The sequence below is a fragment of the Streptomyces sp. NBC_01775 genome, from assembly GCF_035917675.1.
Classification (GTDB): domain Bacteria; phylum Actinomycetota; class Actinomycetes; order Streptomycetales; family Streptomycetaceae; genus Streptomyces.
In genome coordinates this window covers 3,922,236-3,947,606 of the sequence record NZ_CP109104.1, presented here as the reverse complement: position 1 = coordinate 3,947,606, position 25,371 = coordinate 3,922,236, and the positions used below count along the sequence as shown (strand labels likewise).

Here is a 25,371-nt window from a genome sequence, read left to right as displayed (position 1 = left end):
CTCCCGCTCCTCCCCGTACTCATCACGAACCACAGGAAGCACGAGAAACCCTCATGACCCGAGACCCCAGGTCCGGAGCTGCCGAGTCCGGAGCCGCCGTGTCCGGAGCCCGCGCGTGCGGAGCGCGCGCGCCCCGCGCCCTCGTCATCGGCGCCGGAGTGATCGGCGCCGCCACCGCGCACCGGCTGGCCGAAGCGGGTGTCAGCGTCACCGTGCTCGACGCCGCGGGCCCCGCCCAGCGCACCTCCAGTGCCACCTTCTCCATCGACGTCACACACCTGAAGACCCCGTACTCCTACTTCGAGCTGAACCGCCGCAGCTCCGTGCTGCACCGCGAACTGGAGGGCCACGAGGCCTGGCGGCACCCGGCACCGCTGGTGCAGTGGGGCCACACCGACGCCGAGCGGCGCACCATCCGCGAGCGCGCCGAGCGCCTCGCCGGCTGGGGCCACGCGTGCCGTACGGCGGACCCCGCCGAACTGCGCACTCTCGCCCCCGCCGCCGACCCGGCCTCCTGCCGTGCGGACGAACTGGTCGTGCACGACGACGCCGCCTGGTACGACGCGCCGGCGCTGGCCCGCGCCCTGCTGGACCGGGCCGCCGTACTCGGCGCCGAGATCCGCTACGACACCCCGGTGACGGGGCTGCTGCGCGAGGGCGGGGAAGGCGGGGCCTCCGGAGCGGGCGGCGGCCGGGTGCTGGGGGTCGTCGCGCGGGGCCGCACCTGGGAGGCGGATCACGTCGTCAACTGCGCGGGGCCGGATGCCGGGCGGATCGCGGCGATGGCGGGTGTAGAGCTGCCGCTGCGGCAGATACCCGGACTGGTGGGCGAGTCGGTGCCGCTGCCGGAGGGGCCGCTCGGCGCGATCCTGGCCACCCCGGGGGTGGATCTGCGCCCGGCGCCGGGGGGCAGGGTGTGCGCGATCTCCTGGGCGGTGGACGGGCTGCTGGACCCGTCGGCGGAGACCGCCGTCCCCGCCGGGGCCGATCTGCTGGCGCACTGCGCCGAGGTGCTGCCCGCGCTGCGCACCGGCTCGCTGGCCGGGCTGCGGGTGGGCGTGCGCCCCGTACCGGAGGACGGGCTTCCGCTGGTGGGCCCGCACCCGGAGGCGCCGGGGCTCTACACCGTCGTCACCCACAGCGGGGTGACCCTCGCGCCGCTGCTGGGTCTGCTGGCGGCGCGCGAGATCTCCTCGGGTGCGGTGGCCGGCGAACTGGAGCCGTACCGTCCGGACCGCGACACCTCGCGGCCGGTACGGGACGAGAGCCTGGCCGTGATGAGCGGCTACCGCGTGGAAACGGAGGGCTGAGCCTGAGCCTGGGCCTGGGGCGGCCCCTGGGGCTCCAGCTCGTGCGCCGTCTCCCGCTCTTCCGCCTCCAGCTCGCGCGCCCGTTCGGCCGCCGCGCGCAGCGCCGCGCGGCCCTGGCCGGCGGCGCGGAGCGCGTCCCAGGTCAGGAGGCACAAAGCCGCCCACACCAGGCCGAAGCCCGCCCAGCGCTCGGGGGGCATCTCCTCGTGGAAGACGGTGAGCCCGAGCAGGAACATGAAGGCCGGGGCCAAGTACTGGAGCAGTCCGATCGTGGACAGCGGCAGGCGTACGGCCGCGCCGCCGAAGAAGATCAGCGGCAACGCCGTCGCCACGCCGCAGAAGACCAGGAGCAGGGTGTGGCCGACACCGTCGGAGACGAACGTGGACTCGCCGCGCACGCCGAGGTAGCTGAGGAAGCCGAGCGCGGGCAGGAACTGCACGGCGGTCTCGGCGCTGAAGCCCTCCACACCGTCCAGCTTGATGCGCTTCTTGATCAGGCCGTACGTCGCGAAGCTGAGCGCCAGGCACAGTGACAGCCACGGCAGCCTGCCGTAGGCGAGGGTCATCACGACGACCGCGAGGGCGCCGATGCCGACGGCCACCCACTGCGCGACGCGCAGCCTCTCGCGCAGCAGCAGCACGCCGAAGGCTATGGAGACCAGCGGGTTGATGAAGTAGCCGAGGGACGATTCCAGTACTCGGTCCTCGCTGATGGCCCAGATGAACAGGCCCCAGTTGGCGGAGATGACCAGCGAGGCCAGCACCACCAGACCCAGCTTCTTCGGCTGCCGGAGCAGGGCGGGGATCCACGACCAGCGGCGCACCAGGGCCAGGACCACCAGCGCCGTCGGCAGCGACCACACCATGCGGTGGGCCAGCACCTCACCGGCGCCGGTCTGGGCGAGCGCGTGCCAGTACAGCGGGAGCAGCCCCCACATGCCGTACGCGGCGAATCCGTACAGCAGACCTGTGCGGCTCGATGTCTGTGCGCTCACGAGTGCCCCCTCCGTACAACTTCCGGCTCCCAGAAGGTAACGGTCGGACGGCGCTCTGTCATTCCCGTTTTGAGTTTTGGTCCTGTCGCCGCCGCGCGACACAAGGCCGTCCGGGCAGCACGGGGCTGTCCGGGCAGCACGGGGGCTGTCCGGGCGGGACAAGAGCTGGTCCGCGGGTGGGACAAGAGCTGGTCCGCGGGTGGGACAAGAGCTGGTCCGCGGGCAGCACAAAGGCCCGGCACCTCTTTGGGTGCCAGGCCCTCGGGCGGTGCGGTCCGGGCGGGTCAGCCCACGACCGTCCAGGTGTCATTGCCGTGCAGCAGCGCGGACAGGTCGCCCTTGCCGCCCTGCTCGACGGCGCGTTCGAGCTGGTCCGCCATCTCCGTGTCGTACACGGGCCTGCGGACATCGCGCAGCACACCGATCGGGGTGCGGTGCAGCGTGTCCGCGTCCGCGAGGCGGGAGAGCGCGAACGCGGTGGCCGGGGAGGCGGCGGAGGCGTCGTGCACCAGCACATCTGCCGTGCCCTCGTCCCGCACATCCACGACGGACAGCTCGCCGGCGCGGTCCCGCACGACACCGTGGACGCCGAGCCCGTCCTCGGCGGGCACGCCGAAGCGGATGGGCTCGCCGTGCTCCAGCCGGATCACGGCTTCCTGCGCTTGCTCTTTGTCCTTGAGGGCCTCGAAGGCGCCGTCGTTGAAGATGTTGCAGTTCTGGTAGATCTCCACGAGCGCCGTGCCCGGGTGGTCGGCGGCGGCGCGCAGCACGCTGGTGAGGTGCTTGCGGTCCGAGTCGACCGTACGGGCCACGAAGCTGGCCTCGGCGCCGAGTGCCAGCGAGACGGGGTTGAACGGCGAGTCCAGCGACCCCATCGGCGTCGACTTCGTGATCTTTCCGGCCTCCGACGTCGGGCTGTACTGCCCCTTGGTCAGGCCGTAGATCCGGTTGTTGAACAGCAGGATCTTCAAGTTCACATTGCGCCGCAGCGCGTGGATCAGGTGGTTGCCCCCGATCGACAGCGCGTCCCCGTCGCCGGTGACGACCCACACGCTCAGGTCGCGCCGGGAGGCGGCCAGGCCCGTGGCGATGGACGGGGCGCGGCCGTGGATGGAGTGCATCCCGTAGGTGTTCATGTAGTACGGGAAGCGCGAGGAGCACCCGATGCCGGAGACGAAGACGATGTTCTCCTTCGCCAGACCCAGCTCGGGCATGAAGCCCTGCACGGCGGCGAGCACGGCGTAGTCACCGCAGCCGGGGCACCAGCGGACCTCCTGATCGGACTTGAAGTCCTTCATCGTCTGCTTGCCCTCGGCGCGGGGCACCAGCGAAAGCGCCTCGGGTGCTGCGCCCTGGGCCTCCCCGGCACGGGGGGCCTCCTCCGCGACACCTGCGGACGTCTCAGCCATTTGCGATGGCCTCCTTGAGTGCGGTCGCGAGCTGCTCAGCCTTGAAGGGCATGCCGTTGACCTGCGTATACGACTGTGCGTCGACGAGATACTTGGCGCGGACCAAAGTGGCGAGCTGCCCGAGGTTCATCTCGGGCACAACCACCTTTTCGTAACGCCGCAGCACCTCACCGAGATTCCGGGGGAACGGGTTGAGGTTGCGCAGGTGCGCCTGCGCGATCTCGCCACCCGCGTTGCGGATACGGCGTACGGCGGCGGTGATGGGGCCGTAGGTGGAGCCCCAGCCCAGCACCAGCAGCCCGGCCCCGCCGGTGGGGTCGCTGACCTCCAGGTCCGGCACCTCGATGCCGTCCACCTTGCCCTGGCGGGTGCGGACCATGAACTCGTGGTTGGCCGGATCGTAGGAGATGTTGCCGGTGCCGTCCTGCTTCTCGATGCCGCCGATGCGGTGTTCGAGACCGGGTGTACCGGGCACCGCCCAGGGGCGGGCGAGGGTGTGCGGATCGCGCTTGTACGGCCAGAAGACCTCGGTACCGTCGTCCAGCTCGTGGTTCGGCCCCGAGGCGAAGCGCACCCGCAGGTCGGGCAGCTCGCCCACGTCGGGGATCCGCCAGGGCTCGGAGCCGTTGGCGAGGTAGCCGTCCGACAGCAGGAAGACCGGGGTGCGGTAGGTCAGCGCGATCTGTGCCGCGTCCAGCGCGGCGGTGAAGCAGTCGGCGGGGGTGGCCGGCGCCACGATCGGCACCGGTGCCTCGCCGTTGCGCCCGTACATCGCCTGGAGCAGGTCCGCCTGCTCGGTCTTGGTGGGCAATCCGGTGGAGGGACCGCCGCGCTGGATGTCGATGATCAGCAGCGGCAGCTCCAGGGAGACGGCCAGGCCGATGGTCTCCGACTTGAGCGCCACACCCGGGCCCGAGGTCGTGGTGACCGCCAGCGAGCCGCCGAAGGCCGCGCCGAGCGCGGCGCCGATGCCGGCGATCTCGTCCTCGGCCTGAAAGGAGCGCACCCCGAAGTTCTTGTGCTTGCTCAGCTCGTGCAGCACGTCGGAGGCCGGGGTGATGGGGTACGAGCCGAGGAACAGTGGCAGGTCCGCCTGCTGAGACGCGGCGACCAGTCCGTAAGACAGCGCGAGGTTGCCCGAAATGTTGCGGTACGTCCCGGGCGGGAAGGCGGTGGTGGCGGGCGCGACCTCGTAGGAGACCGCGAAGTCCTCGGTCGTCTCGCCGAAGTTCCAGCCTGCTCGGAACGCCGAGATGTTCGCCTCGGCGACCGTCGGCTTCTTGGCGAATTTCGACCGCAGGAAGGCCTCGGTCTGCTCGGTGGGCCGGTGGTACATCCACGACAGCAGACCCAGCGCGAACATGTTCTTGGAGCGCCCGGCCTCCTTGCGGCCCAGGTCGTACTCCTTGAGCGCCTCGACGGTCAGCGTCGTCAGCGGCACCTGGTGCACGCTGTAGCCGTCCAGCGAACCGTCCTCCAGCGGGCTGTTCTCGTAGCCCACCTTCGCCATCGCCCGCTTGGTGAACTCGTCCGTGTTCACGATGATCTCGGCGCCGCGCGGCACATCCGCGACGTTCGCCTTCAGCGCGGCGGGGTTCATGGCGACCAGCACGTCCGGAGCGTCACCCGGGGTGAGGATGTCGTGGTCGGCGAAGTGCAGCTGGAAGCTGGAGACGCCCGGCAGGGTCCCGGCGGGGGCGCGGATCTCGGCCGGGAAGTTCGGCAGCGTCGACAGGTCGTTCCCGAACGACGCCGTCTCGGATGTGAAGCGGTCCCCGGTGAGCTGCATACCGTCGCCGGAGTCTCCGGCGAACCGGATGATGACCCGGTCGAGGCGCCGGACCTCTTTACTGCCGGCGTCCCCTCCGCTGCCCTGACCCCCTTCGGGGCCGGACTGCTGCCCGACTGGGCTACTGACCTGACTGGTCACGGTGGATCGGACCTCCCTCAAGGCGGCGGCTCGCCAGCCATCGTACGTCGCTAAGGGTTGCCTTCCCGAAGGTGTTCTCATGCTGGACGGCGTTCTGAGACACCTGTACACCCTGCGGTGCCACGATCGGCCCACCCCCTGGAGCGCTCCTCAAGTGCCCCTTTTCCCGCCCTTGCCCGCCCGTTCGCCCCGCCTGCCCGCCGTACCCGTCCCGCTAGGAGTTCAGGTAGGTGAGCACCGCCAGCACCCGCCGGTGATCCGCGTCACTCTGGGAGAGGCCGAGCTTCAGGAAGATGTTGCTCACATGCTTCTCGACGGCACCGTGGCTGACCACGAGCTGTGTGGCGATCGCGGAGTTCGTCCGGCCCTCGGCCATCAGGCCCAGCACCTCCCGCTCTCTCGGGGTGAGCCCCGCGAGCACATCCTGCTTACGGCTGCGGCCGAGCAGCTGCGCGACCACTTCCGGGTCGAGAGCCGTGCCGCCGTCGGCGACGCGCGCGACCGCCTCCACGAATTCACGTACATCAGCTACCCGGTCCTTCAGCAGATAGCCGACCCCCCGGCTGGATCCGGCCAGCAGCTCGGTCGCGTACTGCTCCTCCACATACTGCGACAGGACCAGGACCCCCAGCTCTCCGTGCGTCGCCCGCAGCCGCACCGCGGCGCGCACCCCCTCGTCGGTGTGGGTCGGCGGCATCCGTACGTCCGCCACCACCACGTCGGGAAGCTGTCCCTCGGCTGCCAGCTCGCCCACGGTCTTCACCAGCGCGTCGCCGTCCCCCACGCCCGCCACCACGTCATACCCCCGGTCCGTCAGCAGGCCCGTGAGCCCCTCGCGCAGCAGAACGGAATCCTCGGCGATCACCACGCGCACCTTGCGCTCCACATTTCCCCCCGGCCATGGCGACATTTCCTGCGGTCGACACTTCCTGCGGTGCCCAGCATCCCAGATGCTGGAATACCAGGATCGGCTTCCAGCCCTGTGGGGGTGGGGGTTGTTGGTCGAGGGGTGTGTGTTGGGTGTTCGGGTTGGGGTGGGGGTTGGTGGGGGTTATCTCCAGGGGAGTTGGGCGGTGATGGTGGTGGGGCCGCCGGGGGGTGAGTTGATGATGAGGAGTCCGTCGACGGCGTTGAGTCGGTCGGCGAGTCCGGTGAGGCCGCTTCCGGGGTGGGGGGTGGCGCCGCCTTTTCCTTGGTCGTGGATTTGGAGGAGGAGGTGGTGTGGGGTGCGCCAGATGTCGAGGGTGGCGTGGGGGGCTTGGCTGTGTTTGGTGAGGTTTTGGAGGAGTTCGCTGGCGGTGTAGTAGGCGATGCCTTCGATGGCGGGTGCGGGTCGTTGGGTGAGGTCGGTGTTGAGGGTGACGGGGGTGGTGCAGCGGGCGGTGAGGGTGGAGAGGGCGGGGCCGAGGCCGCGGTCGGTGAGGATGGCGGGGTGTATGCCGCGGGCGAGGTCGCGTAGTTCTTGGAGGGCGATTTTTGCTTCGTCGTGGGCGTGGTCGACCATTTGGGCGGCTGTGTGGGGGTCTTCGTGGAGTTTTTCTTTGGCGAGGCCCAGGCCCATGGCGAGGGAGACGAGGCGGGCTTGTGCTCCGTCGTGGAGGTCGCGTTCGATCCGCCGCAGATCGGCTGCCGCGGTATCCACCACCACCCCCCGATCCGACTCCAGCTCCCACACCCTTGCCGCCAGCGAAGAGGGCCCCAATAGGCCGCTGACCAGCAATTTGTCCACCTGGACGAGGCCCCGGACGACCCAGGGTGTGAGCAGCGTGAGCAACAGGCCCCCCACGGACACCACCAGCACCTCGACGGGTCCGTCCGGCACCCAGGCCCCCTTGTAGCCGGGGGAGGCGATGGTGAAGCCTTCCCTTCCTATCTGGAGCGCCGGCCGGTCCATGTAACGGGGGAAGAGCCACTGCCACAGGGGGTAGAGCAGCAGTGCCCAGCCCCAGCACCAGAGGGCGAGCGCGACGATGAAGCTGACCAGCGCCCAGGGCAGACGTATGAGCGTGTAGACCAGGTGCCGCCAGGAGACACCGCTGCGCAGCAGCGCGCCCACCCAGGCCATCGGCCCTCTGGAGCGCTGGAGCGCGCGCACGGGCTCCGGCTCACCCACCTTGAGCCCCAGCAGCGCTCTGGCCCGCCCCCGCTCCAGCTGCCCCAGCGCCCGGCATCCCGCGAGCCCGACCGCCAGGACCGGAATCCCCAGGAAGGTGATCAGCAGCAGGGCCCCGAGGCCCAGCGCGCCGAAGGACCAGGTGAAGGCGATCACGGCGAGCGGGAAACCGCTGAGGACGTAGAGCATCTCGCGTGCGGCCCACCGGCTGACCGGAGCGCGCAACAGGAGGAGCGCCAGGGGGCGACGCTGGATCGTGGGTGCTGAAGCCATGTCTCCAGGATCCGCTGTGGCCCGGTGCGGGGTAATAGCGCAGGCATCCGTCTCGGTCCGGGGGTTTCCCCTACCTCGACCACTACCTCGCGGCTGCCCCCAGCACTACGTGGGGCGGGGCGGGCGTGGGAGTGCGTGGGTGCGGGTGCGTGCGTGGGGTGCGTGCGGAGGTACACGCGGATGCGGAGGCACACGCGGGTGCGGCCTCGGCGCGTGCTCGGGTGGGGGTGGGGGTTGTTGGTCGAGGGGTGTGTGTTGGGTGTTCGGGTTGGGGTGGGGGTTGGTGGGGGTTATCTCCAGGGGAGTTGGGCGGTGATGGTGGTGGGGCCGCCGGGGGGTGAGTTGATGATGAGGAGTCCGTCGACGGCGTTGAGTCGGTCGGCGAGTCCGGTGAGGCCGCTTCCGGGGTGGGGGGTGGCGCCGCCTTTTCCTTGGTCGTGGATTTGGAGGAGGAGGTGGTGTGGGGTGCGCCAGATGTCGAGGGTGGCGTGGGGGGCTTGGCTGTGTTTGGTGAGGTTTTGGAGGAGTTCGCTGGCGGTGTAGTAGGCGATGCCTTCGATGGCGGGTGCGGGTCGTTGGGTGAGGTCGGTGTTGAGGGTGACGGGGGTGGTGCAGCGGGCGGTGAGGGTGGAGAGGGCGGGGCCGAGGCCGCGGTCGGTGAGGATGGCGGGGTGTATGCCGCGGGCGAGGTCGCGTAGTTCTTGGAGGGCGATTTTTGCTTCGTCGTGGGCGTGGTCGACCATTTGGGCGGCTGTGTGGGGGTCTTCGTGGAGTTTTTCTTTGGCGAGGCCCAGGCCCATGGCGAGGGAGACGAGGCGGGCTTGTGCTCCGTCGTGGAGGTCGCGTTCGATCCGCCGCAGATCGGCTGCCGCGGTATCCACCACCACCCCCCGATCCGACTCCAGCTCGGCGACGCGCCGCTCCAGCACGTCCGAGGGCGACAGCAGGACCCGTATGAGCAGTCGGTCGACGTTGGTCAGCCCTCTGGCCACCCACGGCAGCGCGGGCCAGGCCACGAGCGAGCACGCCGTCACGATGGCGGTGAACCAGCCCCACGGCAGCCGGATGAAGGAGTACAGCGCCTGCCGCCAGGCCACCGGATCACTCAGCTGCGCCCGTATCCAGCCCAGGAACCCGGGGCGGCCCGGGTGCAGCGGGCTGGGCTCGTCGATGCGCAGCCGCAGCAGCACCCGCGCGCGGGCCCGCTCGAACTTCCCGATCTGCCGGCATCCGAGCAGCAGGCAGGCCAGCGCGGGCAGCCCGACGACCGTCACCGCGAGCAGCCCGCCGACCCAGACTCCGGCCGCGATGTAGAAGAACGCGAGAGTGTCAGTGAAGACACTGAGGAGCAGGTGGGCGATCTCACGCCACGTCTGCGGCGACAGGGCGCCCTTCGGCGGAGGCAGCGATTCCGCGGCGCCCTCCGCCCCTGGTGGCACTCCGGCCGCCGCACCGTGAGCCCCCTCGGCTGCCGCACCGTGCGCCCCCGGGGCAGAAGAGGGCGACGGAGGGCTCGCGTTCATGGCCTCAGCCTGCCCGCCCGGTCCCGGGGACGCCATGGGGGCCGTCGGAGACCTGGGGTGGGGTTACCCCCACCTTCCACCTCCACCGGAGTGTGACGCGGCTGTCCTCGTCGGCCCTCTCAGGGCCTAGACTCCCGTGCGTACAGATCCTCGAACGTACACACCGACACGACACAGGCGACAGACCACACAGGACGGGGCGGACGTGCCGGACTATTTCCACGGCTATTCGGTCGTCGGGCTGGTCGCCGTTGTCGGGGTGCTCTTCGTCTGCGTGGCCTTCTCCGCCGGCCGGCTGCTGCGGCCGGTCGTTCCCACGCGCGAGAAGATGCTGACCTACGAGTGCGGAGTCGATCCCGTCGGCGAGGGCTGGGCGCACACGCAGATCCGCTACTACGTCTACGCCTTCCTGTACGTCATCTTCGCCGTCGACTCCGTCTTCCTCTTCCCCTGGGCGACAATCTTCGACGCGCCCGGATTCGGCGGGGTCACGCTGGTGGAGATGTTCCTTTTCCTCGGCTTCCTGGCCGTCGGCCTGCTGTACGCGTACAAGAAGGGCGTCCTGGAATGGACGTAACTATCACCGAAGGACCGCAGCCGGACGGACCCAGGCTCGGCCCGCTCGCCCGGCTGGCACCCGAGCCGATGAAGGTGGTGCTCAACTGGGGCCGCCGCTACAGCCTGTGGGTCTTCAACTTCGGGCTGGCCTGCTGCGCCATCGAGTTCATCGCCGCGTCCATGGCCCGGCACGACTTCATCCGGCTGGGTGTCATCCCCTTCGCGCCCGGGCCCCGGCAGGCCGACCTGATGGTGGTGTCGGGCACGGTCACCGACAAGATGGCGCCCGCCGTCAAGCGCCTGTACGAGCAGATGCCCGAACCGAAGTACGTCATCTCATTCGGTGCCTGCTCCAACTGCGGCGGCCCCTACTGGGACTCGTACGCCGTCACCAAGGGCGTCGACCAGATCATCCCCGTCGACGTCTACGTGCCCGGCTGCCCGCCCCGCCCCGAGGCCCTGCTCCAGGGCGTGCTGAAGCTCCAGGAGAAGATCGCCGCGGAGTCGACGTCCGACCGTTACGCGGGCCGCACCCCGGCCGCGGCCCTCACCAGCGGCCTGGTGAACCCGCCGCAGGCCGGGCACCCGCCGCAGGCCGCGCGCCCGGACGGCGAGGGGGAGCGGACGTGACCGCCCCGGCGGAGCATCCCGGCTGGCTGCCGCGCGCCGCCGACGACCTGTTCGGCGAGGGCGCGACGGCCGAGCACGCCTATGAGCTGCTCACCGTCGACGTACCCGCCGAGGTGTGGATCGCGGCGCTGACGACCGCGCGCGACGAGCTGGGCTGCACCTTCTTCGACTGGCTCAGCGCCGTCGACGAGCCGGGCACCGGATTCCGCGTCTGCGCCCACCTGGTGGCGCTGCCCACGGCGGACGGCACCGGGGTGCGCCGGCTGGTCGTCCGTACGACGGTGCCGCACGAGGCCCCCGCGCTGCCGACCGCGACCGGCGTGTACGCGGGCGCCGCCTGGCACGAGCGCGAGACCCACGAGATGTTCGGCGTCGACTTCCCCGGCCACCCGCACCTCGTCCCCCTGCTGCTGCCCGACACCTTCGAAGGTCACCCGCTGCGCAAGGACTTCGTCCTCGCGGCGCGCGTCGCCAAGGCGTGGCCCGGCGCCAAGGAGCCGGGGGAGTCGGGGCACGGCGGCCCCAAGCGCCGCCAGATGCTGCCCCCGGGCGTCCCCGACCCCAACGAGTGGGGCCCTCTCAAGGGCCAGCTTCCCCCGGCCCCCGCCCGGGAGCGCACCCGCCGCACCGCGACCAGGGACACCCCGCGCCGCGCCCGTTCGGCGAGCGCGGGCTCGACCTCCCAGCAGAAGCCCGCGGAGCCCGCTGAGCCCACGGAACCTCCGGCGCCCACGGCGCCCACGGGGAGCGAGGAGAAGCCCGCCGCGTCGGCCTCCGAGCCCCGCGCCCCCGAGTCGCCGACCCCCGAGCCGTCGAGTCCCGAGCCGCCGGCCCCCGAGCAGTCGGCCACCTCGCGGGACAAGGCATCCGGTGCACAGGCCCCGCGCTCCACCGACGCCCCCTGGCACCACGCCGCTGAGGCTCCGGCTCCGGAGGCGCCCCCGGCCCCTGCCCCGGAGGGGACCCCGGCCCAGGAGGCCTCCCCGGCCCCCGAGGTCGACGGCGACAGCAAGGCCTCCCCGGCCCCCGAGGCCGACGGCGACAGCGAGATCTCCCCGCCCGCCGAGGCAGCGGGAGACGCGGAGACACCCGCCGAGGCAGCGGGAGACGCAGGGAAAAGGGACGAGGACCGGAGGGACGAGGACTGATGGACGCCCTCGACATCACTCTCCGTATCGTCGCCGTACTTCTCGCCTTCCTCGTCCTGCCCCTCCTGGTGGGCCAGACCGAACACAAGGTCATGGCCCATATGCAGGGCCGCGTCGGGCCCATGTACGCGGGGGGCTTCCACGGCTGGGCCCAACTCGTCGCCGACGGCGTCAAGTTCGCCCAGAAAGAGGACATCGTCCCCGACGGCGCGGACCGCCGCGTCTTCCAGCTCGCCCCGGCGCTGGCGCTGATCCCCTACATGCTCGTGCTGGTCGCGATCCCCGTCGCACCCGACGGCGGCGTCGTCCAGGCCCTGGACGCGGGGATCTTCTTCGTGCTCGCCGTCATGGGCGTCGGCATCCTCGGCTCGCTGATGGGCGGCTGGGCCTCGGCCAACAAGTTCTCCCTCCTCGGCGGCCTGCGTACCGCGGCCCAGCTCATGGCGTACGAGCTGCCCATGCTGCTCGCCGCCGCCTCCGTCGCCATGGCGGCGGGCACCCTCTCCCTTCCCGGGATCCTCGGCGTCTGGGAGTGGTGGTGGCTGCCGTGGCAGCTCATCGGCGCCGTCGTCTTCTTCACGGCCGGTCTCGCCGAGCTGCAACGCCCGCCCTTCGACGCGCCGGTGGCCGACTCGGAGATCATCTTCGGCGCGTACACCGAGTACACGGGGCTGCGCTTCGCGCTCTTCCTGCTCGCCGAGTACGCCGGCATCGTCGTCGTCTCCGCGCTCACCGCCGTGCTCTTCCTCGGTGGCTGGCACGGCCCGGCCGCCGACAGCCTCGGCTGGGTGTGGATGCTGCTCAAGACCGGGGTCCTCGCCTTCGGCGTCATCTGGCTGCGGGTCAGCTACCCGAGGCTGCGCGAGGACCAGATCCAGCGGCTGGCGTGGACGGCGCTCGTGCCGCTCGCCCTCTTCCAGATCGCCCTCACCGGCGTCGTCAAGGTGGTGATGTAGCCGTGGCACGCGCGGCTTCCGAGCGGGGGGTCTTCGGCTCGGGCCTGGCAAAGGGCCTGGCCGTCACCCTCCGTACGATGACCCGTCGTTCGGTCACCGACCACTATCCGGACGCGCAGCCCGAACTGCCGCCCCGCACCCGGGGCGTCATCGGTCTGTTCGAGGAGAACTGCACCGTCTGCATGCTCTGCGCGCGCGAGTGCCCCGACTGGTGCATCTACATCGACTCCCACAAGGAGACGGTGCCTCCGGCGGCGCCCGGCGGACGGGAGCGCAGCCGCAATGTGCTGGACCGGTTCGCGATCGACTTCGCGCTGTGCATGTACTGCGGTATCTGCATCGAGGTCTGTCCTTTCGACGCGCTGTTCTGGTCGCCCGAGTTCGAGTACGCGGAGACGGACATCCACGAGCTGACGCACGAGCGTGACCGGCTCCGCGAGTGGATGTGGACCGTGCCCGAGCCGCCCGCGCTGGACGAGGCCGCCGAGGAGCCCAAGGAGCTGGCGGCGGCCCGCAAGACCGCCGACAAGCTCGCCGCCGCCGAGGAGCAGCCCCCGCCGGAACAGCCCTCGCAGGCCCGGACGCAGGAGCAGCCCCCGCCGGAACAGCCGCAGTCGGAGGGCGACGCATGAGCCTCGCCGCCGCGCAGCCGCTCGCCGCCGGCCACCCCGGCTTTCTCTCCCCGACCGGGGTCGAGATCGTCTTCCTCCTCGTCGGCCTCGCCACCCTCGGCGCCGCGCTGGTCACCGTCACCACCAAGCAGCTCGTGCACGCCGCGCTGTGGCTGGTGGCGGCGCTGGGCGGCGTCGCCGTCGAATACCTGCTCCTGACCGCGGAGTTCATCGCCTGGGTGCAGGTGCTGATCTACGTCGGGTCCGTCGTCGTCCTCCTTCTGTTCGGGCTGATGCTGACCAAGGCACCCATCGGGCGCTCGCCCGACGCCGACTCCGGCAACCGCTGGATCGCGCTCACCGTCGCCCTCGCCGCGGCGGCCACCTTGGTGACCGTCGTCGTCGACGCCTTCCGCTCCACCTGGATCGACCTCGACGGCGCCGTGGCAGGCTCGTCCAAGGCCACCGGCGTCGCCCTCTTCCGGCACTGGGTGCTGCCCTTCGAAGCGCTCTCCGTCCTCCTCCTGGCCGCGCTCGTCGGCGCGATCGTGCTCTCCCGGCGGGACAAGGGAGGCGAGCGCTGATGCACCTCGCCTATCCCGCCGTACTCGCCGTGCTCCTCTTCTGCGTGGGCCTCTACGGGGTGCTGGCCCGCAGGAACGCCATCCTCGTGCTGATGTCGGTCGAGCTGATGCTCAACGCCGTCAACCTCAACCTCGTCGCCTTCGACGTCTGGCTCCGCGACACCCTGCACGCGGGCCAGGCGCTCACCCTCTTCACCATCGCCATCGCCGCGGCCGAGATCGGCATCGGTCTGGCGATCGTCCTGCTCGTGTACCGCAACCGCGGCAGCTCCGACATCGACAGACTCAGGGACCTCCGTGAGGACGGCGGCCCGCCAGGGGGCGTCTCCAGCGGCGGTTCAAGCGATGAGGCGAGTGTGACACCCGCCACTGACAACGGCGCGGACACCGGCCCCGACACCCCCTCCGACCAGGGCGGCTCCGCAGGGAGGCAGCACGCGTGAGCACCACGACCCTCGCAGCGCTCGTCCCCGTGCTGCCCTTTCTCGGCGCCGTGGCCGGGCTGCTGCTCGGCCGCCGGGCCCCCGGCTTCGTCCGGCCGCTGGCCGTCCTGCCGACCGTCGTCGCCGCCGGGCTCGCCGTCGTCGTCGCGGTCCGCCAAGGCGGCGGGGCGCCGCTGCGCGCCGCCACCGAGCTGACCCCGACGGGCAACGACGCGCTCCCGGTCCAACTCGCCCTCCAGCTCGACGGGTTCGCCGTCCTCGTGGCGGTGCTCGTCGGCGTCGTCGCCTCCTGTGTGCAGCTGTATTCCACCGGCTATCTGCGCGAGGACCCGCGCTACCCCTCGTACGCCGCGCTGGTCTCCCTCTTCACAGCCGCGATGTTCCTGGTCGTCTACAGCGACGACCTGATCGTGCTGCTCGTCGGCTGGGAGATCATGGGCATCTGCTCGTACTTCCTGGTCGGGCACTACTGGGAGACGACCGCGGCCCGCTCGGCATCGCTCAAGGCGTTCCTGGTCACCAAGCTCGGCGACGTGCCGTTCCTGATCGGCATCCTGGCCCTGGCCTCCGAGACGGGCAGCTTCCGCATCAGCACGGTCGTCACCCGGGTGACCTCGTCCCTGTCCGGGTTCGAGCTGTCGCATCCGACGGTGATCGCGCTGCTGCTGCTCGCCGGGGTCGCGGGCAAGTCCGCGCAGTTCCCGCTGCACTCCTGGCTGCCCGACGCGATGGCGGGCCCCACGCCGGTCTCCGCGCTGATCCACGCCGCGACGATGGTCGCCGCCGGGATCTACTTCGTCGCCCGGCTGCTGCCCGTCTTCGCCGCCTCCTCGGCCGCGCTCGTCGTCCTGGCGCTGATGGCGGCGCTGACGATGACCGGCGCCGCGCTGGCGGCGCTCGCCCAGGACGACATCAAACGCGTCCTGGCCTTCTCCACCATCAGCCAACTCGCCTACATGGCGGGCGCACTGGCCGTCGCCGACCGGGGCGCCGCCGTCTTCCACCTGCTCACCCATGGCGCGTTCAAGGCGCTGCTCTTCCTCGCCGCCGGAGTCGTCATCCACGCCGCGGGCACCAACTCCCTCACCGTGATGGCCCGTACGGGAGGCATCGCCAAGCGCGCACCGGATGCCTTCTGGACGATGACCATCGCACTGCTGGCGCTGGCCGCCATCCCGCCGTTCTCCGGATTCTTCTCGAAAGAGGCCGTCCTGGCCGCTGCCGAGCACGCCGCCTTCGGGGACGCGCACGCGGCGTTCGAGGGGGCGCCCGGTGTTCCGGTGAGCGCCGGATGGATCGTCCTCGCCGCCGGTCTGCTCACCGCGCTCCTGACCGCCGCCTACGCGGCCCGCCTGTGGCTGCTGGCAGGCGCCCCCGAGCGGCTCCGGGAAACGCACGGCGCCCCGCTCCGGGAAACGCACGGCGCCCCGCTCCGGGAAACGCACGGTGCCCCTGCCGGAGCCCCCGCCACCGGAGCCTCCGCCACCGAGGCCTCCGCCTCCGCCCCCGGCCCCGCCGGTAACGGTGCCGTGTCCGGGGCCGCCGCCGACAGCGGCCCCGTGCCGCTCGCCGTCGGCGCCGAGAAGGCCGCCGAACACGTGCCCGAGGCGGTACCGCAGCAGGCGCCCGAGACGGAGCTGGCCATGCCCGCGCCCGGCCGCGCGGACGACGGCCAGCGCCGGGAGCCCGTCGTGATGACCGCCGTCCTGTGGGCGCTCGCGCTGCCCTCCCTCGCGGCGGGGCTGGGCTTCCTCGTGCTGCCCGACTGGTTCGACGGCCGCTCCCTGGCGCCCACCTTGACCACCTCCGTGCTCTCCACCGGAGTCGCACTGGTCGGCGGCATCGTGACGTACGCGACCTGGCGGCACACCACGGCGCACGCCGCGCTCCATCCGGAATACGACGTGGACCCCGGTCTGCTGCTGCTCGGTCCGCTGCACCGGCACGCCGCCGCCGGATTCCACCTGGACGCCGTCTACGCCGCCTTGGTCGTACGCCCGCTCCAGGGCGCCGCCCGGCTCGTGCGCTTCGTGGACCGCGAGGTCGTCGACACCTACGTCAACGGCGCCGGGCGCGGCTCCCGGCTGCTGGGCGCCGCCGTGCGCCGCGCGCAGACCGGCAACGTGCAGACCTATCTGGGCGCGCTTCTGACGGGCTCACTGGTGCTCGCCATCGCCGCCGTGCTGGCCGCGACAGGGAACGGAGGGGCGTGACGTGATCCCGCTCGACGAGACCGTGATGCAGGCGCTCCTCGTCGCCGTCGTCGCCCTGCCGCTGCTCGGCGCCCTGGCCGCGCTGCTGCCCGCGCCGCCGGGGCTGCGCGGGCGGAGCCCCGACCAGGCCGTCCTGCGGCACGGAGTGACCGTCACCGGCGTGGTGCTCGCCCTCTCCGTCCTGCTGGCGCTCGGCTTCGACCACGACAACCCCGGCACCATGCAGGCCGAGTCGAACGTCGGCTGGATCCCGGCACTGGGCATCCGGCTGCACTTCGGCACCGACGGGGTCTCCCTGCCGCTGCTCGTGCTGACCGCGCTGCTGACGTTCCTGTGCGCGCTCTACAGCTACGCCAAGATGCCGCAGGGGCCCAGCCCGAGGGCCTTCGTCGCCCTTCTGCTCGCGCTGGAGTGCGGCACGCTGGCCACCTTCGCGGTGCTCGACCTGATGCTGTTCTTCCTGGCGTTCGAGATGGTCCTCATCCCGATGTACTTCCTGATCGCCAGGTGGGGCGGGGAGGGACGGACCGCCGCCGCGTGGAAGTTCATCCTCTACACGCTCCTCGGCTCCGTGGTGATGCTGCTCGGCCTGCTCCTGATCGGGCTGAACGGCGGAACGTTCGACATGGTGCGGCTCGCCGAGGCGCACGGCTCCGGCATCGGCCACACCACGCAACTGATCGCGGCCCTGGCCATCGGCGTCGGCCTGGCCGTCAAGGCGCCCATGTGGCCGCTGCACAGCTGGCTGCCCGACGCGCACACCGCCGCGCCCACGGTGGGCTCGGTACTGCTGGCCGGAGTGCTGCTGAAAATGGGCACCTACGGTTTCGTACGCATCCTCCTGCCGGCCGTTCCCGACGGCACCCACACCTTCGCGCCGTATCTGGCGGCCTTCGCGGCCGTCGGCATCATCTACGGGTCGCTCGCCTGCCTCGCCCTGGTGCGCAAGGGAGCCGGGGGAGACCTCAAACGGCTGATCGCCTTCTCCTCCGTCGGCCACATGGGCTTCGTGCTGCTCGGCATCGCCACCCTCACCCACACGGGCGTCAACGGCGCCCTGTTCGCCAACGTCGCGCACGGCCTCATCACCGGCCTGCTCTTCTTCCTCGTCGGCGCGCTCAAGGACCGTACGGGCACCAGCGACCTGGACAGCCTGGCGGGCACGACGGGCGCCGCGCTCTACGGGCGGGCGCCACGGTTCGGCGGGATCCTCGCCTTCGGCGCCGTCGCCTCCCTCGGACTGCCCGGGCTGGCCGGCTTCTGGGGCGAGCTGCTGGCGCTGCTGGGCGCCTACCATCCGGCCGGCGGGCTCAGCCGCCCCGCCTACCTGGTCTTCATGGTCCTGGGCGCCCTGGGCACCTTGCTGACGGCCGCCTACATGCTGCTGGTCGTACGCCGCGTGTGCATGGGCGACCCGGCCGGGACAGGGCCGGGACGCCCCGCGGCCGAGCCCTCGGCGCGGGACCTGCCGGATGTGCGGCCCTACGAGTTCGCCGCCTGGACGCCGCTGGTCGTCCTCACCGTCCTCGCCGGGCTGTGGCCCGCGGCGCTGCTGGGGCTGACCGATCCGGCCGTGCAGAGCCTGCTGCCAGGAGTGACCCGATGACAGCGCCAGCGGCTCTCGCCTCCGAGAGCGTCCAAAGGCTCAGCGCCCAGAGCACCGAGGGCGCCCACAACCTCGTCCAGAGCGTCGACTGGATGGCGATCGCGCCCCCCGCGATCGCCGCCGTCGTCGCCCTGGTCGTCCTGGTGACCGACCTCTTCCTGGAGGAGCGGCACAAACCGGTGCTCGGATGGCTGGCCACCGGGGGCCTCGCGCTGTCCGGGCTGGCGATCGTCCCGCTGATCGGCGAGGACCGCTCGACGTTCTGCCTGACCTCGGGAAACGGGGCGTGCAGCTACGTCGCCGACCCGTTTACGCTCATCATCCAGTTGCTGGTTCTCGGCGGCGCCTTCGTGACGGCGCTGCTGTCCATGACGGCCGTACGGGACGAGGGGCTGCCGGCGGGGGAGTTCTGGTTCCTGCTGCTGTCCTCGGCATCCGGTGCGGCGCTGCTGCCCGCCTCCCGGGACCTGACCACGCTCGTGGTCGCGCTGGAGGTCGTCTCGCTCCCCGCCTTCGCGCTGGTCGGGCTGCGGCGCGGGCGGCGGCTCTCGTCCGAGGCGGCACTGAAGTTCTTCCTCTCGTCGGTCACCGCGACCGCCGTGATGCTCCTGGGCGTCAGTTTCGTCTACGCCGCGACCGGGAGCATGCACCTGAGCACGGTCGCCAAGGGCCTGCCCGCCGCCGACAGCCGCCTGGAGACCCTGGCCGCCACCGGCGTCGTACTCACCCTGGTCGGCTTCGCCTTCAAGGCGGGGGCCGCGCCCTTCCACTTCTGGGTGCCCGAGACGTACGTGGGCGCGCCGGTGCCGGTCGCCGCCTACCTGTCGGTCGTCGGCAAAGCGGCGGGCTTCACCGGGCTGATCCTGGTGACCGTGCGGGCCTTCCCCTCGTACGCGGACCTGTGGGGCCCGGCGCTGGCGGTGCTGGCGGCGCTCACCATGAGCGTCGGCAACCTCGCGGCGCTGCGCCAGCGTGCCGACCGGCCCCACAGCGCGGTGCGCCTGCTGGCCTGGTCCTCGGTGGGGCAGGCGGGCTATCTGCTCGTCCCGATCGCCTCGGCCGGGTACGCGGGCCAGGCCGACGACCCCTCGGCGGCGATCGGCGCGACCGTCGCCTACGCGCTGATGTACGCCGTGGTGAACCTGGGCGCCTTCGCCGTCGTCACGGCCGTACGCGGCGCGACGGCTGCCGACCGGGCGGACGGCGACGCGGACGGGGCGGACGAAGGCGTCACAGGACACCGCCTCGACGACTTCCGGGGCCTGATCTCCGCGCGCCCCCTGACCGCACTCGCGATGGGCTTCTTCCTGCTGTGCCTGGCGGGCCTGCCGCCGGGCATCGTCGGGCTGTTCGCCAAGGTGACCGTCTTCGGCGCCGCCGTCGACGCGGGCCTGGGCTGGCTCGCTGTCGTCATGGCGGTGAACGTCGTGATCGCCCTGGTGTACTACCTGCGCTGGACGGCGCTGCTGTTCCGCGCGGCCGACGACGGCGACCGTACAGCCGACGAGGGCGACCGTACGGGCGAGACGGCGGCAGCCGGGCCCCGCCCGCGCCCACGCCGCCTCGCGCTGCCGCTGACCGTGACGATCGCGCTCACCGGGGCGCTCGCCCTCGCAGCATCCGGTGCGCCACAACTCCTCCTCCGCTTCGCGGACACGGCGCTCTTCTGAACAGACCGCTCTCCGAAGAGGCCGCTCTCCGAAGAGGCGCGCGCGCACTTCTGACTCGCGTTCGTCCGAAACCTCCCGTGGCATCGCTCTCCGGGTGAATCCCCATAAGCGGAGCAAAACCTCCCGGTGTATCCGGACGTCTCCGGTACGAGAGTGGCCGGCTGACCATTCCACGGTGAGGGGGGACGAACGGGACATGAGTATCGACAGACGCAGCCTGCTGAAGGGGACAGCAGCCGCAGGGGCGGCGCTGCCGCTGGGCGCGCTCGCGGCGGGACATGCCGAGGCGGCGCCCTCGTACCAGATCGCCGTGCTCGACGTGAACCGGAACAACGTCTGTATCTTCAACAGAGGTGACCAGTTCACCGATGCCAACATCAAGTGGAGCTTCAACCCCGGCTGGGGCGACGTGCTGGAGACCCGCTTCCGCGACACCACCAACGACGGCTCGGTCTTCATGGTCGCGGGCGGCGGCTCCCTCCACCTCTACGCGCCCACCAACGGCTCCATCAGCTCCCTGAAGTACCTGCGCTCCTACCCCTTCCACCAGGCGCACGGCGTCCTGTGGGACCCGGCCTACAACCTCCTGTGGGCGGTCGGCGGCACCGTGTTGCGCTCCTACCGGGTCGAGGGCACGTACCAGGAGATCAAGCTCGTCCAGGCGGGCCAGTGGACCATCGCGGGCAACGGCCATGACGTCCAGCCCGACTACACCGACCAGAACGTGCTCTACGTCACCGACAGCGGCCACGTCTACAAGGTCGACAAGCGGAATCCGGCCGCCATGGAGGTCAGCAGCACCCGCAAGTATGTTCTGACGCGCGGGAGGGCCACGTCGGTGTGACAGGGGCAGGTCACAGCCGGATGCGAGTCCCGTCACGCCCGGCCCGCAACGGGCCGGGCGGGGGAACTGCGCCGGTCCGGGATGCGTTGACCAGGCAGGGAGGGTCCACTGGAAGGGGCCACCGGAGGGTGGAAGGACCGCCCTGCTCGAGGTCCCCCTGCCGCACCACCTGGAGGGCGTACTGTGCACCGTCGGCACAACGGGCTCAGGACAGCTCTGCTCCTCGGAGGGCTGTCCGCCCTCATCCTCGTCATCGGGAGCTTCTTCGGTACGACGGGGCTCGTCATCGCCTTGGCCGTCGCGCTGGGCACCAACGCGTACGCGTACTGGAACAGCGACAAGCTCGCCCTGCGTGCCATGCGCGCCCGTCCCGTCAGCGAGTTCGAGGCCCCGGAGCTGTACCGCATGGTGCGCGAGCTGTCGACGGCCGCGCGCCAGCCCATGCCGCGCCTCTACCTCTCCCCGACCCAGGCCCCCAACGCCTTCGCGACCGGCCGCAATCCCCGTAACGCCGCGGTGTGCTGCACCGACGGCATCTTGCGCCTGCTGGACGAGCGGGAGCTGCGCGGCGTCATCGGGCACGAGCTGAGCCATGTCTACAACCGCGACATCCTCATCTCCTCGGTCGCCGGCGCCCTCGCCTCCGTGGTGCTCTTCCTGGTCAACTTCGCCTGGCTGGTGCCCATCGGCCGCTCCGACGACGACGAGGGCCCGGGCCTGGTCGGCATGCTGCTGATCATGATCCTGGGCCCGGTCGCCGCCTCGCTCATCCAGCTCGCCGTCTCGCGCTCGCGGGAGTACGAGGCCGACGCCGCCGGCGCCCAGCTCACCGGAGACCCCCACGCGCTCGCCTCCGCGCTGCGCAAACTGGAGTTGGGCACCCAGCAGCTTCCCCTGCCGCCCGAGCCCCGGCTGGAGACGGCGAGTCACATGATGATCGCCAACCCGTTCCGCAGGGGCGAGGGCCGCTCCAAGCTCTTCTCCACGCACCCTCCGATGAGCGAACGTGTCGCGCGGCTGGAGAAGATGGCAGGCTGGACCGAGTGAAGACCCTCCTCAACCTCATCTGGCTGATCTTCTCCGGTCTGTGGATGGCCCTGGGCTATCTCCTCGCCGGGCTGGTGTGCTGTGTCCTGATCATCACGATTCCGTGGGGCCTGGCATGCTTTCGTATCGCCTCCTACGCGCTCTGGCCGTTCGGGAGAACCGTCGTCGAGCGCCGCGACGCGGGCGCGGCCTCCGGTGCGGGGAACGTGATATGGCTGATCTTCGCGGGCATCTGGCTCACCCTGGGCCACCTCACCCTGGGCGTCGCCCTGTGCGTGAGCATCATCGGCATCCCCTTCGGGCTGGCCCACTTCAAGATGATCCCCATCTCCCTGATGCCGCTCGGCCGCGAGATCGTGCCGGCCGGCACCCAGGCCGCCTACCCCCACTACCGCTGGTAGCCGCCGTCCCGCCTCTCCTTGACGGTCACCCGCCTGCCCCTCCCCGTCCCCGAGGTGCACCGGCCGGTGGCACTCCCTGACGGTCACCCGCCGGAGATGCCCCGCATCGCCTCGACCAACATCGACCCCGGTACCTCGGTATCGGGGTCGAGCGTTCCCTCCATGACGAGCCCGACCATCAGCAGGTAGTAGAGACGGCCGAAGGTATCCCGCTCCTCCTGCGTCACTTCCTCCTCGGGCACCCCGTTCAGCAGCGCCACCAGGCCCGAGCGCGCCTCGGGCAGCGCCTTGGTGAACTGCTCGCGCATTTCCTTGTTGTCGTACGACTGCAAGATCAGCTCGATCGAGGCCGTCCACATGTGCCGGTGCTGGCCCAAAAGCTGGGACACGGCCGTCCAGCCCGCGGTGAAGCGCTCGGCCCGGCTCGCCTCCGGTCGCGCCCGTCTCTTGACGATGGCCTCCACATCGTCCATCCACTCGCCCATCCATGCGAACAGCGCCTCCTGCAAGAGCGCGTCCTTGGAGCCGTAGTGGTAGCCGATCGAGGCCAGGTTCGTTCCGGACGCCTGCACGATGTCCCGCGCCGTGGTCCGCGCGTACCCCTTCTCCAGCAGGCAGCGCTTCGCGCCCTCCAGCAGATCTTCGCGGTGTCCCATGCGGACGACCGTACCGCAGCATCTAGACGGACGTCTTATACAAGTGTCATAGACAAGCGTTTAAGACGCTCGTATAGTCCCCGCCATGACTCCGACGAGACCAACGACATCGGCGCCAGGGGCGGCAGAGGCAGCAGCATCGGCAAAGACAGCAGCATCGACAGAGGCGGCGAAGAGGGCACCCGCACGGGCCGGGCGCCGGGAGTGGACCGCGCTCGGCGTGCTCCTGCTCCCGCTGCTCCTGGTCAACATGGACGTCTCCGTCCTCTACTTCGCCGTGCCCTTCATCTCCCGCGAGCTGGCACCCACCGCCACCGAGCAGCTGTGGATCCTGGACATCTACGGCTTCGTCCTGGCCGGACTGCTGCTCACCATGGGCGTACTCGGCGACCGCATAGGCCGCCGCAAGCTGCTGCTGACCGGTGCGACCGCCTTCGGCGCCGCCTCTCTCCTGGCCGCCTACGCCACCAGCCCCGCGATGCTCATCGCGGCCCGCGCCGCCCTCGGCCTGGGCGGCGCCACCCTGATGCCCTCCACGCTGGCGCTGATCCGCAACCTCTTCCACGACGCCAAGCAGCGCGCCACCGCCATCTCCATCTGGTCGGCCGTCGCCGTCAGCGGCGTCGCCGCGGGCCCGGTGCTCAGCGGTCTGCTGCTGGAGCACTTCTGGTGGGGCTCGGTCTTCTTGATGAACCTGCCGGCGATGCTGCTCCTGCTGTGCCTCGGGCCGTTCCTGATCCCCGAGTTCAAGACCCCGGGCGCCGGCCGCTTCGACTGGCCCAGCTCCCTGCTCTCCCTGGCCGCTGTCCTCCCGGTCATCTACGCCGTCAAGGAGTTCGCCGCCGAGGGCTACGACCCCGCGTATGTGATCAGCGCCGTGGTGGGCGTCGTCTTCGCCTGGCTGTTCCTGTACCGCCAGCGCACTCTCGCGCACCCGATGCTGGACCTCGCGCTCTTCCGCCGCCCCGGCTTCGGCGCGGCGCTGGGCGCCAACCTCGTCGCGATGTTCGTCATGGTCGGCTTCGCGATCTTCACCACCCAGTACCTTCAGTCGGTGCTCGGCATGAGCCCGCTGCGCGCCGCGCTGTGGAGCCTCGTCCCCTCGCTGGCCGTCGGCGTCGCCGCGCCTGTCTGCGTCCAGCTCGCCCGCCGTATCAACCGGGCCTATCTCATGGCCGCCGGATTCGTCCTGGCCGCCGTGGGCTTCGCCGTCCTCACCCGCGTCGAGGCCGGTACCCCGCTGTGGGGCATCCTGACCGGCGCCGGGATCTACGCGATGGGCGTCGCCTCCGTCATGACGCTCGTCACCGACCTGGTCGTCGGCACCGCGCCGCCGGAGCAGGCCGGGGCCGCCTCCGGACTGCTCGAATGCGTCCAGGAGTTCGGCGGCGCGCTCGGCATGGCCCTGCTCGGCAGCGTCGGCACCGCCGTCTACCGCCGCGAGTACGCCGACAGCGCCCCGTCCGGCGTTCCCGCCCGCGCCGCGGACGCGGCGGGCGAGACCCTCAGCGGCGCCGTCGCCGCCTCCGGCCGCCTCCCCGGCGCACTCGGCGACCGGGTCCTGGTCACGGCCCGGGACGCGTTCACCCATGGCATGCAGACTGCCGCACTCGCCGGCATCGCCCTCACCCTGACGGCAGCGGCCCTCACCGCCTGGAAACTGCGCACGGTCCGCCTCCCGGACGACGAGCCGCCGTCCGAGCAGGTGTCCGACGAGCCGCCGGTCGGCGAGCCGACGGCTGGCAAGTGGACGGCGGACAAGGGGACGACCGACAGGGGGACGACGGACAAGGGGACGGGAGCTGACGAACGGCCCACCGCCGGACGGCCCACCGCCGGACGGCCCACCGGCCCCGGACACACGGAAGCGGCCACGCCCCAGAAGGCATGACCGCTTCCGTGTCCCCGTGTCCCGCGTGCGTCAGGCGAAGCCCGCTCGTTCAGCGGTAGTTGACGAACTGCAACGCGAAGTCGAAGTCCTTGCCCTTCAGCAGCGTGATGACCTCCTGGAGACTGTCCCGGCTCTTGGAGGTCACCCGCAGCTCGTCGCCCTGGACCTGCGCCTTGACGCCCTTGGGACCCTCGTCCCTGATGACCTTGGCGACCTTCTTCGCGTTGTCCTGCGAGATCCCCTCCTGGAGCGAGGAGGAGATGCGGTACTCCTTGCCGGAGGCCTGCGGCTCCCCGGTGTCCAGCGCCTTCAGGGAGATGCCGCGCTTGATCAGCTTGGACTGGAAGATGTCGAGCACGGCCTTGACCCGCTCCTCCGAGTTCGCCCGCATCTCGATCTTCTCGCCCGACCACGCGACGGAGGCGTCCACACCCTTGAAGTCGTAGCGCTGGGAGATCTCCTTCGCGGCCTGGTTCAGGGCGTTGTCGACCTCCTGCCGCTCGACCTTCGAGACGATGTCGAAACTGGAGTCGGCCATGGTGAGTTGGCTCCTCGTACGT

At 71.0% G+C, this 25,371-nt stretch carries 23 protein-coding genes; 15 read left to right on the top strand and 8 right to left on the bottom strand.

Annotated features, from left to right (window positions below; all coding sequences use genetic code 11):
• Nucleotides 1–53: 53 nt before the first annotated feature.
• Nucleotides 54–1,310, top strand: coding sequence for an NAD(P)/FAD-dependent oxidoreductase (locus OHB04_RS17580; protein WP_326688638.1), 1,257 nt, complete (start codon nt 54–56; stop codon nt 1,308–1,310).
• On the opposite strand, the gene rarD is transcribed toward OHB04_RS17580, so the two are convergent.
• The 6 genes from rarD to OHB04_RS17550 all read right to left on the bottom strand — a co-directional run bounded on the left by rarD (nt 1,286) and on the right by OHB04_RS17550 (nt 9,553).
• The gene (gene rarD / locus OHB04_RS17575) at nt 1,286–2,248 is read right to left on the bottom strand and encodes an EamA family transporter RarD (protein ID WP_442815095.1); all 963 of its coding nucleotides are present in this window, start codon (nt 2,246–2,248) and stop codon (nt 1,286–1,288) included. The genes OHB04_RS17580 and rarD overlap by 25 nt on opposite strands.
• Nucleotides 2,249–2,589: 341 nt before the next feature.
• Nucleotides 2,590–3,714: a 2-oxoacid:ferredoxin oxidoreductase subunit beta gene (locus OHB04_RS17570; RefSeq protein ID WP_326688636.1), complete on the bottom strand. Its 1,125-nt coding sequence runs from the start codon at nt 3,712–3,714 to the stop codon at nt 2,590–2,592.
• Nucleotides 3,707–5,644 carry a 2-oxoacid:acceptor oxidoreductase subunit alpha gene (locus OHB04_RS17565; RefSeq protein WP_326807772.1) on the bottom strand — a complete coding sequence of 646 codons (1,938 nt, stop codon included), beginning with the start codon at nt 5,642–5,644 and terminating at the stop codon, nt 3,707–3,709. The genes OHB04_RS17570 and OHB04_RS17565 overlap by 8 nt, the downstream gene beginning before the upstream one ends.
• A gap of 214 nt (nt 5,645–5,858) precedes the next feature.
• The gene (locus tag OHB04_RS17560; RefSeq protein ID WP_326688634.1) at nt 5,859–6,554 is read right to left on the bottom strand and encodes a response regulator transcription factor; all 696 of its coding nucleotides are present in this window, start codon (nt 6,552–6,554) and stop codon (nt 5,859–5,861) included.
• A gap of 141 nt (nt 6,555–6,695) precedes the next feature.
• Nucleotides 6,696–8,030 carry a sensor histidine kinase gene (locus OHB04_RS17555; RefSeq protein ID WP_326688633.1) on the bottom strand — a complete coding sequence of 445 codons (1,335 nt, stop codon included), beginning with the start codon at nt 8,028–8,030 and terminating at the stop codon, nt 6,696–6,698.
• 290 nt (nt 8,031–8,320) lie between these two features.
• Nucleotides 8,321–9,553 (bottom strand): sensor histidine kinase, encoded by a 1,233-nt coding sequence (locus tag OHB04_RS17550; protein WP_326688632.1) that lies wholly within the window; start codon nt 9,551–9,553, stop codon nt 8,321–8,323.
• Nucleotides 9,554–9,758: 205 nt separating this feature from the next.
• On the opposite strand from OHB04_RS17550, the gene OHB04_RS17545 reads away from it, so the two are divergent.
• The 13 genes from OHB04_RS17545 to OHB04_RS17485 all read left to right on the top strand — a co-directional run bounded on the left by OHB04_RS17545 (nt 9,759) and on the right by OHB04_RS17485 (nt 22,264).
• Nucleotides 9,759–10,130: an NADH-quinone oxidoreductase subunit A gene (locus OHB04_RS17545; RefSeq protein WP_326688631.1), complete on the top strand. Its 372-nt coding sequence runs from the start codon at nt 9,759–9,761 to the stop codon at nt 10,128–10,130.
• Nucleotides 10,121–10,741: an NADH-quinone oxidoreductase subunit B gene (locus OHB04_RS17540; protein ID WP_326807771.1), complete on the top strand. Its 621-nt coding sequence runs from the start codon at nt 10,121–10,123 to the stop codon at nt 10,739–10,741. Before OHB04_RS17545 ends, OHB04_RS17540 begins: the two co-directional genes overlap by 10 nt.
• On the top strand, nt 10,738–11,889 hold the full coding sequence (locus OHB04_RS17535) for an NADH-quinone oxidoreductase subunit C (RefSeq protein ID WP_326807770.1): 1,152 nt from the start codon (nt 10,738–10,740) through the stop codon (nt 11,887–11,889). Before OHB04_RS17540 ends, OHB04_RS17535 begins: the two co-directional genes overlap by 4 nt.
• Complete coding sequence (locus tag OHB04_RS17530) at nt 11,889–12,845, top strand: complex I subunit 1/NuoH family protein (RefSeq protein ID WP_405805031.1); 957 nt, start codon at nt 11,889–11,891, stop codon at nt 12,843–12,845. Before OHB04_RS17535 ends, OHB04_RS17530 begins: the two co-directional genes overlap by 1 nt.
• A gap of 77 nt (nt 12,846–12,922) precedes the next feature.
• On the top strand, nt 12,923–13,477 hold the full coding sequence (locus tag OHB04_RS17525; RefSeq protein WP_326692784.1) for a 4Fe-4S binding protein: 555 nt from the start codon (nt 12,923–12,925) through the stop codon (nt 13,475–13,477).
• Entirely contained in the window at nt 13,474–14,040 is a 567-nt protein-coding gene (locus OHB04_RS17520) for an NADH-quinone oxidoreductase subunit J family protein (RefSeq protein WP_326688628.1), read from the top strand. The genes OHB04_RS17525 and OHB04_RS17520 overlap by 4 nt, the downstream gene beginning before the upstream one ends.
• Nucleotides 14,040–14,483: an NADH-quinone oxidoreductase subunit NuoK gene (gene nuoK, locus OHB04_RS17515; RefSeq protein ID WP_326688627.1), complete on the top strand. Its 444-nt coding sequence runs from the start codon at nt 14,040–14,042 to the stop codon at nt 14,481–14,483. Before OHB04_RS17520 ends, nuoK begins: the two co-directional genes overlap by 1 nt.
• Complete coding sequence (locus OHB04_RS17510; protein ID WP_326688626.1) at nt 14,480–16,696, top strand: NADH-quinone oxidoreductase subunit 5 family protein; 2,217 nt, start codon at nt 14,480–14,482, stop codon at nt 16,694–16,696. The genes nuoK and OHB04_RS17510 overlap by 4 nt, the downstream gene beginning before the upstream one ends.
• 25 nt (nt 16,697–16,721) lie before the next feature.
• Nucleotides 16,722–18,302: a complex I subunit 4 family protein gene (locus tag OHB04_RS17505; RefSeq protein WP_326809466.1), complete on the top strand. Its 1,581-nt coding sequence runs from the start codon at nt 16,722–16,724 to the stop codon at nt 18,300–18,302.
• The gene (locus tag OHB04_RS17500; protein ID WP_326807769.1) at nt 18,299–19,972 is read left to right on the top strand and encodes an NADH-quinone oxidoreductase subunit N; all 1,674 of its coding nucleotides are present in this window, start codon (nt 18,299–18,301) and stop codon (nt 19,970–19,972) included. Before OHB04_RS17505 ends, OHB04_RS17500 begins: the two co-directional genes overlap by 4 nt.
• Before the next feature lie 196 nt (nt 19,973–20,168).
• Nucleotides 20,169–20,816, top strand: coding sequence for a twin-arginine translocation signal domain-containing protein (locus OHB04_RS17495; protein WP_326807768.1), 648 nt, complete (start codon nt 20,169–20,171; stop codon nt 20,814–20,816).
• A gap of 183 nt (nt 20,817–20,999) precedes the next feature.
• Entirely contained in the window at nt 21,000–21,863 is an 864-nt protein-coding gene (gene htpX, locus OHB04_RS17490) for a zinc metalloprotease HtpX (protein ID WP_326688623.1), read from the top strand.
• Nucleotides 21,860–22,264 (top strand): YccF domain-containing protein, encoded by a 405-nt coding sequence (locus OHB04_RS17485; RefSeq protein ID WP_326688622.1) that lies wholly within the window; start codon nt 21,860–21,862, stop codon nt 22,262–22,264. The genes htpX and OHB04_RS17485 overlap by 4 nt, the downstream gene beginning before the upstream one ends.
• Nucleotides 22,265–22,347: 83 nt before the next feature.
• On the opposite strand, the gene OHB04_RS17480 is transcribed toward OHB04_RS17485, so the two are convergent.
• Nucleotides 22,348–22,920, bottom strand: coding sequence for a TetR/AcrR family transcriptional regulator (locus OHB04_RS17480; RefSeq protein WP_326688621.1), 573 nt, complete (start codon nt 22,918–22,920; stop codon nt 22,348–22,350).
• A gap of 85 nt (nt 22,921–23,005) precedes the next feature.
• On the opposite strand from OHB04_RS17480, the gene OHB04_RS17475 reads away from it, so the two are divergent.
• Entirely contained in the window at nt 23,006–24,811 is a 1,806-nt protein-coding gene (locus tag OHB04_RS17475) for an MFS transporter (RefSeq protein WP_326807767.1), read from the top strand.
• A gap of 49 nt (nt 24,812–24,860) precedes the next feature.
• Here the strand turns inward: OHB04_RS17475 and OHB04_RS17470 are convergent, their stop codons facing one another.
• On the bottom strand, nt 24,861–25,349 hold the full coding sequence (locus OHB04_RS17470) for a YajQ family cyclic di-GMP-binding protein (RefSeq protein WP_326688619.1): 489 nt from the start codon (nt 25,347–25,349) through the stop codon (nt 24,861–24,863).
• Nucleotides 25,350–25,371 lie beyond the last annotated feature (22 nt).